Raw genomic sequence first — 10,395 nt, 5'->3', positions numbered from 1 at the left:
CGACCAAAAATGCACTAAACCATATTACCCGAACTTTTGATAAAGAACCAATTAAACCTAATTAACCAAAAAATTCCCGATTACAGTAAAAGCCATAATCGGGAATTCAAATATTTTATCTAATAAAATCAGCTGATTTTTGAGCCGGGTTCCATATCGTCTACAAAGATTACCTTTATTTCTTCTCCGCAAGTTGCGGCAAGAATCATTCCGCAGCTTTCAACACCGCAGAGCTTTGCAGGCTTGAGGTTTGATACAAGAATAATCTTTCTTCCGATAAGGTCGTCAGGTGTATAGAATTTTGCGATACCCGAAGCAACGGTTCTCTCTTTTACACCGTCAAAAATTGTGAGTTTCAAAAGCTTTTTAGCCTTTTTAATCGGCTCGCAAGCCTTAATTTCGGCAACTCTGAGGTCAACCTTGCAGAAATCGTCAATACCGATTTGAGCAACGCCCTCAATTTCTTCTTTGAGTTTCTCTGTCTTTTCGTCAACCTTTTCGTTATTCTTGATAATTGCGTTGAGTTCTTCGATTTCTTTCTCAACATCAATTCTCGGGAACAGAGCCTCACCTTTCTTGACTGTCACATCAAGCGGAAGAACACCGAATTTATCGGCATTTTCATAAGTAGCACACTTTTCACAAGCGCCAATCTGCTCAAGTGCCTTTGGCATTGTAGTCGGCATAAATGCAGAGAGAAGTGTGGCTGTGATTCTGATAGTTTCAAGCAAATTGTAAAGAACAGTTGCAAGTCTTGCTTTCTTTGTTTCGTCCTTTGCAATCACCCACGGTGCTGTTTCGTCAATGTACTTGTTAGCACGGGAAACTACCTTGAAAATCTCGGCGAGCGCATTGTTAAGCTGGGTTTTATCAATAAAGTCATCAACGCTCGACTTAAGTGCGGTAGCGGTTGCGATGAGGTCATCGTCAAATTCTCCGCCTTCACGCTCTGTAGGAAGTGTGCCGCCAAAATATTTTTCAACCATTGCAACGGTTCTTGACACAAGGTTGCCAAAGCCGTTTGCAAGGTCGGAGTTAATACGGTTTATCATAATTTCGTTAGAGAACGAGCTGTCTGCGCCAAGTGCCATTTCACGAAGAATGTGATAACGGATAGCGTCTGCGCCGTATCTCTTGCCAAGTACAAACGGGTCTACAACATTGCCGAGTGATTTACTCATCTTCTGACCGTTAAAAGTAATCCAACCGTGAACCGCAAGGTGCTTTGGAAGCGGCAAATCGAGAGCCATAAGCATTGCAGGCCAAATGATAGCGTGGAAACGCATAATATCCTTTGCAACCATATGCACATCGGCAGGCCAGAATTTATCAAAATCATTATAAGCGTCGTTATAAAAGCCAAGCGCAGAAATATAGTTTGAAAGTGCGTCAATCCACACATATATAACATGCTTATCGTCAAAAGTTACAGGAATACCCCACTTAAAAGTAGTTCTCGACACACAAAGGTCCTCAAGACCCGGCTTGATAAAGTTGTTTACAAGCTCTGTCGCACGGGTTTTCGGCTGTAAATAGTCTGTTTCCGTAAGTAATTTTTCAATTCTGTCGGCAAAAGGCGACATTTTAAAGAAATATGCCTCTTCCTTTGCCTCAGTAACCTCTCTGCCGCACTCCGGACATTTGCCGTCAACAAGCTGGCTTTCAGTCCAAAAGCTCTCACAAGGTGTGCAGTATTTACCCGAATACTCGCCCTTATAAATGTATCCCTTATCGTAAAGTTCTTTAAAAATCTTCTGAACAGTCTTGATGTGGTAATCATCGGTGGTTCTTATATATCTGTCATAGTCAACATTCATAAAGTTCCAAAGGCTCTTGAAGGTTTTAACTACTTCGTCAACATATTCCTTGGGAGTCACACCCTTTTCGGCAGCTTTCTGCTCAATTTTAAGACCATGCTCGTCAGTACCCGTAAGAAACATTACATCATAGCCCTGCATTCGTCTGTAACGAGCGATAGAGTCGCAAGCAACAGTTGTATAGCAATGTCCGATATGCGGATTGCCTGACGGATAGTAAATCGGTGTCGTGATGTAATACGGTTTTTTCTGACACATAAAAAATTCCTCCCTTTTCAGCAAATGAGCTGTATTTTTATTATACCAATATCATACAAAAAATGCAATAATCAAAGTAAAACTAAACAACAAAAAGCCCGAATAATATTGCCGATATTACAAAACATTTACGGCTTGCAAATATATTTTTGATTTTTTTAAAATATATTATAAAAAGGCTTGACAAATCTGATAACAAGGTGTATTATAATATAGCTGTAAAGATACAGGCAATAAATATCGCGGGATAGAGCAGCTCGGTAGCTCGTCGGGCTCATAACCCGAAGGTCGTCGGTTCAAATCCGGCTCCCGCAACCACTAAGAAACGGCTTAACCGCTAAGGTTTTGCCGTTTTTCTTTTTGTGATTTTATTTTTTTGTTATTCCAACTTTAACAAAAATAAATTTACCTTTTGTCACTTCTCAAATAATTTATAAAAATATAGACTTTTGTGTGTACTTTTGGTATAATAAAAATAATTATAGGCTTATACAAATTTAACAACATAAAGGCGAATTATTATGAAAACTATAGATTTAATAGTACCGTGTTACAACGAAGAAGAGGGACTTGAGCATTTTGTGCTTGAAACCAATAAGGTTATTGACTCAATGCCCGAATATTCATTTCGATATATCCTCGTCAATGACGGCAGTAAAGATAAAACTTACCTTGTTATGAAAAAGCTCGCAAAGCAGTTTTCCAATGTAAAGTATATTTCATTTTCAAGGAATTTCGGTAAAGAGGCGGCTATGTACGCAGGACTTCAACATTCCACCGCCGATTATGTGGTGGTTATGGACGCCGATTTGCAGCATCCGCCGACACTTTTCCCACAAATGGCAGACGCTCTCGAAAACGAGGGCTACGATGTCTGCGCCACAAAGCGTGACGAACGAGAGGGCGAAAGCAAATTCAGAGGAATTTTCTCAAAAATGTTCTTTGCTCTTTCAAATAAACTCACCGATACCAAAATGCCTTACGGCGCTATGGATTTCAGAATGATGAAAAGACAGGTCGTCGATTCTATTCTTGAACTCGCCGAAGTTCAGAGATTTTCAAAGGGAATATTCTCTTGGGTAGGTTTCAACACAAAATGGATTTCATTTAAAACCGTTGACCGTCAGCTTGGACAGACAACATGGAAATTCTCAAGTCTTTTTCGTTATGCGATTGACGGAATTACCTGTTTTTCGGTTGCTCCCCTCCGTTTTACGGCAGTAATGGGTGCGATAATCTTTGTTATTTCGCTTATCTATATAATGATAACCCTTGTTCAGACGTTGTTTTTCGGAATTACCACACCGGGTTATGTAACTACCTTGTGTGCGGTTCTGTTTTTGGGCGGAATTACCGAAATGTCTATCGGTATTCTTGGCGAATACATAGGCAGAATTTATATGGAAACCAAGGACAGACCGATTTACATAACAAAATTCTCTAATTTTGAGGACGAAGACAACGAGGAAAAGGAATGATTATGGGCGATTTTATAAAAAAGTTTTTTGATATAAAGTTTTGGAAGTTTATTCTGGTCGGCGTAATCAATACCCTCGTTGGCAACGGCTTGCAGTTTGTGCTCTTTGCGCTTTTTGCGTGGGACAGATACGAATGGGGTGTGTGGCTCGCCTCGGCTCTCGGATACTTAATCGGCAGTATTGTAAGCTATTTTCTTAACAAATACTTTACATTTAAAAATACAGAAAAGGGTTGGAAACCGATTTTACGCTTTGCGCTGAACATTGCCGTTTGCTACGCACTATCGTATTGCATAGCGATTCCGCTAATCAAATGGATTTGTACGGCGAATAATTTTACAATGTTCTCATTTACGGTTGAACAGTTTGCAGGCTATACCTCAATGATACTCGGCTCTTGCCTGTTTGTAGCGTTCAACTACATAGGACAAAGATTCTTCGCCTTTAAAGAAAAGAAATGATAAAACAAGAATACTCCCGACATTAACATAGGTTATATCGGGAGTATTGTGATTTTTAAACGGTTATTTTTTAATTGAGAGAAATTAGAGATTACCTGAATTTTTAACCGATTATAAAAGCTTGGTCAACCTTTTATAATTGTTTGGCAAAATACTACCCTAATCATTAAAACAAAGATGTGATATTATGAGTAAAGCGATGAACATTGCCAAAAAAATATCAAAAAGTCCTCTTGCACCGCTTGCAAAAGTTGCGTTTGATATATTTGCAAAGGTACAGTTCGGATATTTGAATTTAAAATGGAAAATCAGCGGAAAGAAAATGCCGACTTCCGAGCAGGCACACGAAGTTACACAAAATGTAACATTTATGTTCAAGTCCTTTGAAAGGCAAAAGCAGGCAAAAAAGCTGTATAAAAACATTCAAAAACACTACCCCGGTGCAAAAGTGGTGATTGCAGACGACAGCAAAGTTCCGCTTGAAATAAAAACAAAACACAATCCGCCTACCGTAATTCATATGCCGTTCAACAGCGGACTCAGCAAGGGACTTAATCTCGCACTTGCCGAGGTTAAAACCGAGTATTTAATGCGTATGGACGATGACGAGCTTTTAACTCCGCTTTCAAATATTTATGACGAGCTTAGTTTTCTTAAATCACACAAAGACATTGACCTTGTCGGATTTGTGCCTCTTACCGCAGGCAAATGTACTCCTGTGCAGAAAATCGCCCGAAATTACAATGAATTTGATATGAAAAATGCCTATAAACCGCTTAAAATACCGCATTTGACAAAGATAGACGAAAACCATATTGTATATGGAAAAGTCCCGAATATTTTTCTTGCGAGAACGCAGAAAATCAAAGAAATAGGCTGGGACGATAACATAAGAATGATAGATCACCACGAGTTTTTTCTCCGTGCGGCGGGAAATATTGTGTCGGTAATGAATCCGAACACGGCAGTATTTCACATTCACAATCCGTTTGACAATTATTACAACAGTTTCCGCAGTGATTTCAGAGATGATTTTTACTATATAAAAGGCAAAATGCTCGCAACAAGAAAGTCCTTGCGACAAGATAAAAGTTAATAATAAATAAAGTATCGACATTGCTGTTCATACAAAAGCTGTGATATGCTTTATAGGTAAAAAACTGAAAGTCTATTAATAACTATCGGATAATAAAAAGTTTTGTCAAACTTAGTCTTAGCACGCAAACAGTCAAGCTGTTTACACCCGACAGATTGCTATGACAGAAAATTTTATCCCCTGTTTTTGTCGATTTTTGACAAGTACATTGGTACTACTGACAATTTAACTCCTGCAATATTGTATCAAACGCAAAACACCCTCTCCGCTTGGAGAGGGTGAAATTTTGCGTTGTTTTATTATTCACTGCCATATTTTTGCTTTACTAATATATGAGAAATATTTTCCACATCGGATTTTTTAAGTTTTATAAGCATATTGCAGCAAGCGTAGTCATCAGTCTTAGGCCATGCGTAAATATCTATTCTTGAAACAATCAACTGATTTCCGTCTGCATTAATGGACTCAATAAAAGAATAATCATTAGAACCGGTAATACCGATATGTGCATATAAGGCATTTTCTTTAAAAAATTCATCGTCAAAATCCGATGATTCAGCTTTGAATAAATCGCAAAACTGTTCTTTTGAAGTTATAAGAAAATTACATCTTTTTATTGAATCAAATTCATTCATTGTAACAATACCGTTGTGTTCATCGTATATAACCTCATACGGTATGCCTTTACCGGGTATTTCTTCATCATAATAGTAATATTGTGTTTCTTCGGTAACATTATTATACGAATCACCCAGCGGTTTGTAACACTCATAATCTGTACCGACTATCTTTTTCTGAATTTCCGACACATCGTTTACATTAAAACCGCCGTCACCGTTAAAATCAAGGTGTTCGAGCATTGCGCCTGTGATTACTTCGTTGCCGACAAGCTGTAACTGCAAAGCCGTAACATCGGATATATCTACAGCATTGTCCGCATTGTAGTCACCGATTTTTGTATATGTAAACTTTTGATTTTCTGCCGCAAATGCAGGGATTACCGCTGTTGCACCCATACACAGCGCAAGTGCCGTTGATACTAATATTTTAGATTTTTTCATAGTCCTGCCTCCCTTTTTCATTAATTTAATAAAATTATACCATAAAACAACGAATATGTATATAACAGTGAAAAAAAATCAACATAAAATTTTATCCCCTGTTTTTGTCGATTTTTGACAAGTACATTGGTACTACTGACAATTTAACTCCTGCAATATTGTATCAAACGCAAAACCCCCTCTCCGCTCGGAGAGGGGGTTAGATTTACTGTGCTAAATATTGTGTATAAAAGTTAATTTCTGTAATATTTTCGATGTCAGCCTTATTCAGTCTGTAAATATTATTGCGACAACACTTTTCGCCATACTCCATAAAAGTTTCGACCTCATAATCATATACTATCAGCTTGTTTCCGTCAAGCGCAAAGGAGTTTATTCCTGTATAATCATACCAATCCCTGGCTGTGAGCATTACAAAAAGAGCGTTATCCTTGAAAAACTCGTCGTCAAATTCCGGCGACTCCGCTTTAAACAAATCGACAAACTGTTCCTTTGATGTTATGAGAGAAATTCCTTTAACTGAATTTCTCCTCATTTCATCAACAGTCATAATGTAATTCTCCGGTGTGTAGATTGTTTCATATTCAATAATATCGCCTTTAGAGTTACCGTTATTGTCATAGACATAATAGCGCATAGGAATGTTTTTATATGAACTGTCTGTTTTTTGATAGCAAGTATATTCCGTGCCGGCAACCATTTTCTGCAATTCTGTAATGTCATTTACATTAAAAGCGCCGTCACCGTCAAAGTCGATATGCTCAAGAGCAGTGCCCGAAATTGTACCATTTCCGCAAAGCTGTAACTGTAATGCAGTAATGTCTGATACACTTACTACACCGTCTGCGTTGTAATCGCCGATTTTTGTAAAAGTAAAGCTTTCATTATCCGCCGCAAATGCAGGGATTACCGCTGTTGCTCCCATACAAAGTGCAAGCGCCGTTGATACTAATATTTTAGCTTTTTTCATAGTCCTGCCTCCTTTTTCATTAATTAATAAAATCATACCATAAAACAACGAATATGTATATAACAGTGAAAAAAAGCAACACAAAATTTTATCCCTTGTTTTTGTAAATTTTTGACAAGTACATTGGTGCTACTGACAATTTTTCAAAATTCATTTTCTTTTTTTAAAATATTATTTACCTTGACTAAATAAAGTGTTACAATATATAAGTTATAGTATATGCAAAAGCATAACTAATCGGTAATGCCCTGTCTTTAAAAGGGCAAACACAATTTTATGGAGGTTTAATTCTTATGCTTATGACAGCTTTACAAACAAAAGCAAAAAAGCTGCCCGAAAAGCCTGCGGTTGAGCAAAAGGGATTTAAGGCATTTTTAAAGAAAAACATTTACATTATAATTGCCTTTTTCCTGCCGTTTGTTCTTATGACCATAGGCTTTGCGATAATGGAGGTTTCTCCGTTTGGCGACAAGCAAATTCTTGTTACTGACCTTTGGCACCAGTATTATCCGTTTTTGGTAGATTTTCAGGATAAGCTTAAGCACGGCGAATCACTGTTCTGGTCTTGGACGCAGGGCGGCGGCGTAAATTACTTTTCGCTTATGTCATACTACCTTGCAGGCCCTATGAACTTCTTGTGCGTATTTATTCCGTCACAGTGGCTTAGGGAATTTCTTATGTTCAGCGTTTGTGCAAAGGTTGCCTTTGCAGGCTGCTTTACAGCGATTTTTCTGCGCTCGGTTTTCAAAAAGAACGATTTTTCTCTCGTTGTGTTCGGTACAACTTTTTCGTTCTGCGCATTCTTTATGGGCTACTATTGGAACACAATATGGCTTGACACGGTCTGCATTACTCCGCTTGTGGCACTCGGAATTGTTAAACTCCTTACAGAGGGCAAATTCAGACTGTTTACAATTACTCTTGCGGTTTCTTTGCTTTCAAACTACTACATAGGTTTGTTTACCTGTATTTTCGTTCTTCTTATTTTCATTGCATACAGCATTGTTAAGTGGGACGGCTTTAAAAGCTTTTTTACAAAACTTGCAAAAACCGCACTTTTCTCATTACTTGCAATCGGTATGACGGCATTCTTCCTGTTGCCTGCGTTCTTTGCCCTGCAAAACACCCACGCAACCTCGAGTACATTCCCGTCTACATACGCAATTAACATAGGCTCTACAAACGACCTTTTGGGTACGCTTGAGGCTATGAAAAAGATTTTCTCAAATCTTCTTACATTCATAACTCCGGCAACAAAAGAGGCTGACGCCCTGCCTAACATTGCCTGCGGTACAGTTTCTTTGGTACTCGGCATCGTATTCCTTACATCTAAGAAAATCACACTTAAGGAAAAAATCGTTGACGGCTGTCTTGTTCTCTTTATGATGTTAAGCTGCGTTATCCGTCAGCTCGACTACATTTGGCACGGCTTCCACTTTACAAATATGATTCCTTACCGTTTCAGCTATCTTATCAGCTTTGTAATTGTGGTTATGGCTTACAGAGCATTTATGCTGATTGACTTTACCACCTGTTGGGATGTAATTTTGGCGGCGCTCTTCTCGGCAGTTATCATTCTGATTGCCATTGATACACAAGAAACATACGCTATCGTGGGTACAGCCGTTATTGCGGCACTCGTATGCATTGTGCTTTTCCTCTATACAAAAAGAATTATTCCAAAGCAGGTGCTTTTGATTATACTTGCGGTCATAGTCGTGGGCGAAAGCGGCACTACCGCATATATCGGTGTTAAAACCACAACCGTAACGGGCACATTCGATTACCCTCGAGGTGAGGGAAACACAGCCTCTGTAATTGAATATATGGATAACCTCGAAAAAGGTACCAAGGAAATGTGGCGTGCCGAAATGACAAGCACACAAACCCTCAATGACGGTTCACTCAACGGCTATAACGGACTTTCAATGTTCAACTCAATGGCTAACGAAGATATGACCGTATTCTTTGAGAACTTCGGTATGATGGGCTGGCAGAGCGGCAACCGTTACACATATGCCGAAAGCTCGCCTGTAACAAACACATTTATGAACCTTAAGTATCTGATTTCAAGAGAGGGTACTTACAAAAACAGTTATGACCTTACAAATACCTACCAGTCGGGCGGCATAACCTTGCTCAAAAACGAACATTACATTCCTATGGGCTTTATGGTTAATTCCGACTTGCTCAAGTGGCAGGTAAACAAAAACGAGGACCAGTTTAACCCGTTTGACCAGCAAAACGAGTTCTTTAAACTTGCAACAGGCGTAAACGAAAATGTATATACACAGCTTGAGGTTGTTTCGCAGGGACACACAGACTACTCACAGTTCCCCGTAAATAAACTTTCTTACGGCAACTACAGCTACAACTGTACCGATACAACCACAACACCGCACCTTAAGTGGAACTACACAGCGCCGTACTCGGGATATGTGTATGTTTATGCCGACATTGACGGTAAAGACGATGTTTCATTTATGATAAACGACGATTCGACAAATACGCAAACTCTCGGAATGGGCAGACCGTACATTGCTTGCGGCGGATATGTAAACGAGGGTGATAAAATCTCTGTTTATGCCGAACTTCCGCAGGGACAGGCAGGCAGTGCGCATGTGTATGTAAATATGCTCGACCAAAATGTTTATGAACAGGGATACGCGCAGATAAGCAAAGATGTTATGACAACAACCGAGCTTACAGGCTCATCTATGAAGGGCACAATAAACGCAAGCGAGGACGGACTTTTCTACACCTCTGTTCCTTATGAAGAGGGCGGCTGGACCGCATATGTTGACGGCAGAGAAGCTGAAATTACACCTGTCGGCAATGCGCTTATAGCATTCAACCTCAACAAAGGCGAGCACAGCATAGAGCTTGTGTATTATCCAAAGGGATTTAAGCCGGGCGCTGTTGCAACGGCGGTATGCCTTGCAGGATTTGTGGCAATTTGCGTTTATGTTTACATTATTAAAAAGAAAAAGGGCGGAACCACAGCGGAAGAAATCACCCCTACCCCACCGCCTGCAAAAACTAAAAAAGCAAAAACCCAAAACATTAATACTTGATTTGATAAAAAGGCAGTTTCGTAAATTTGAAACTGCCTTTTTGCGTGTATTTTGGCGGTTCTCTATCAAAAGTTGGGGTAAATTGTGGTTTGGCGGAGTGTCGGTCGGGCATTGAAATTTAGCTAACGCTAAATTATCCTCCCAAAAACAAAAAAAGTTTACTCAATTTTTTCAAAAATT

General features: G+C 39.2%; 7 protein-coding genes and 1 tRNA gene. 5 read left to right on the top strand and 3 right to left on the bottom strand.

The window, feature by feature from the left end:
* Positions 1-128 precede the first annotated feature (128 nt).
* Positions 129-2,075 (bottom strand): methionine--tRNA ligase, encoded by a 1,947-nt coding sequence (metG, locus tag AAAY30_RS10530; RefSeq protein WP_022234669.1) that lies wholly within the window; start codon positions 2,073-2,075, stop codon positions 129-131.
* A gap of 241 nt (positions 2,076-2,316) precedes the next feature.
* Between metG and AAAY30_RS10525 the strand changes: the two genes are divergently transcribed.
* The 4 genes from AAAY30_RS10525 (at position 2,317) to AAAY30_RS10510 (ending at position 5,110) form a co-directional block, all read left to right on the top strand.
* Positions 2,317-2,393 (top strand) — tRNA-Met (locus AAAY30_RS10525).
* A 203-nt stretch (positions 2,394-2,596) separates the two neighbouring features.
* Complete coding sequence (locus AAAY30_RS10520) at positions 2,597-3,553, top strand: glycosyltransferase family 2 protein (protein WP_195410637.1); 957 nt, start codon at positions 2,597-2,599, stop codon at positions 3,551-3,553.
* 2 nt (positions 3,554-3,555) lie between these two features.
* Positions 3,556-4,014 (top strand): GtrA family protein, encoded by a 459-nt coding sequence (locus tag AAAY30_RS10515; protein WP_022234671.1) that lies wholly within the window; start codon positions 3,556-3,558, stop codon positions 4,012-4,014.
* Positions 4,015-4,201: 187 nt separating this feature from the next.
* A complete protein-coding gene (locus AAAY30_RS10510) occupies positions 4,202-5,110 on the top strand; it encodes a glycosyltransferase (protein ID WP_499215954.1) in 909 nt (302 codons plus the stop codon).
* 299 nt (positions 5,111-5,409) lie between these two features.
* On the opposite strand, the gene AAAY30_RS10505 is transcribed toward AAAY30_RS10510, so the two are convergent.
* Together AAAY30_RS10505 and AAAY30_RS10500 are read right to left on the bottom strand one after the other, a co-directional pair.
* A complete protein-coding gene (locus AAAY30_RS10505) occupies positions 5,410-6,171 on the bottom strand; it encodes a dockerin type I repeat-containing protein (RefSeq protein ID WP_301965413.1) in 762 nt (253 codons plus the stop codon).
* A gap of 205 nt (positions 6,172-6,376) precedes the next feature.
* Positions 6,377-7,141, bottom strand: coding sequence for a dockerin type I repeat-containing protein (locus AAAY30_RS10500; protein WP_370740703.1), 765 nt, complete (start codon positions 7,139-7,141; stop codon positions 6,377-6,379).
* Positions 7,142-7,434: 293 nt separating this feature from the next.
* Here AAAY30_RS10500 and AAAY30_RS10495 point away from each other — a divergent pair, with 293 nt between their 5' ends.
* Positions 7,435-10,215, top strand: a complete 2,781-nt coding sequence (locus AAAY30_RS10495) for a YfhO family protein (RefSeq protein ID WP_484330314.1) — start codon at positions 7,435-7,437, stop codon at positions 10,213-10,215.
* Positions 10,216-10,395: the final 180 nt, after the last annotated feature.

Origin of the sequence: Ruminococcoides bili (genome assembly GCF_040093295.1) — a bacterium.
GTDB classification, from domain to species: Bacteria; Bacillota; Clostridia; order Oscillospirales; family Acutalibacteraceae; genus Ruminococcoides; species Ruminococcoides intestinale_A.
The sequence above is the reverse complement of the archived record's forward strand: the minus strand, read 5'-3'. Positions and strand labels throughout refer to the sequence as shown.

What these genes read in the sequence shown, in the direction of transcription:
- AAAY30_RS10510 (WP_499215954.1), top strand. Translation starts at nt 4,202, where the DNA reads ATGAGTAAAGCGATGAACATTGCCAAAAAAATATCAAAAAGTCCTCTT.
- AAAY30_RS10495 (WP_484330314.1), top strand. Translation starts at nt 7,435, where the DNA reads ATGCTTATGACAGCTTTACAAACAAAAGCAAAAAAGCTGCCCGAAAAG.
- AAAY30_RS10500 (WP_370740703.1), bottom strand. Translation starts at nt 7,141, where the DNA reads ATGAAAAAAGCTAAAATATTAGTATCAACGGCGCTTGCACTTTGTATG.
- metG (WP_022234669.1), bottom strand. Translation starts at nt 2,075, where the DNA reads ATGTGTCAGAAAAAACCGTATTACATCACGACACCGATTTACTATCCG.
- AAAY30_RS10520 (WP_195410637.1), top strand. Translation starts at nt 2,597, where the DNA reads ATGAAAACTATAGATTTAATAGTACCGTGTTACAACGAAGAAGAGGGA.
- AAAY30_RS10505 (WP_301965413.1), bottom strand. Translation starts at nt 6,171, where the DNA reads ATGAAAAAATCTAAAATATTAGTATCAACGGCACTTGCGCTGTGTATG.
- AAAY30_RS10515 (WP_022234671.1), top strand. Translation starts at nt 3,556, where the DNA reads ATGGGCGATTTTATAAAAAAGTTTTTTGATATAAAGTTTTGGAAGTTT.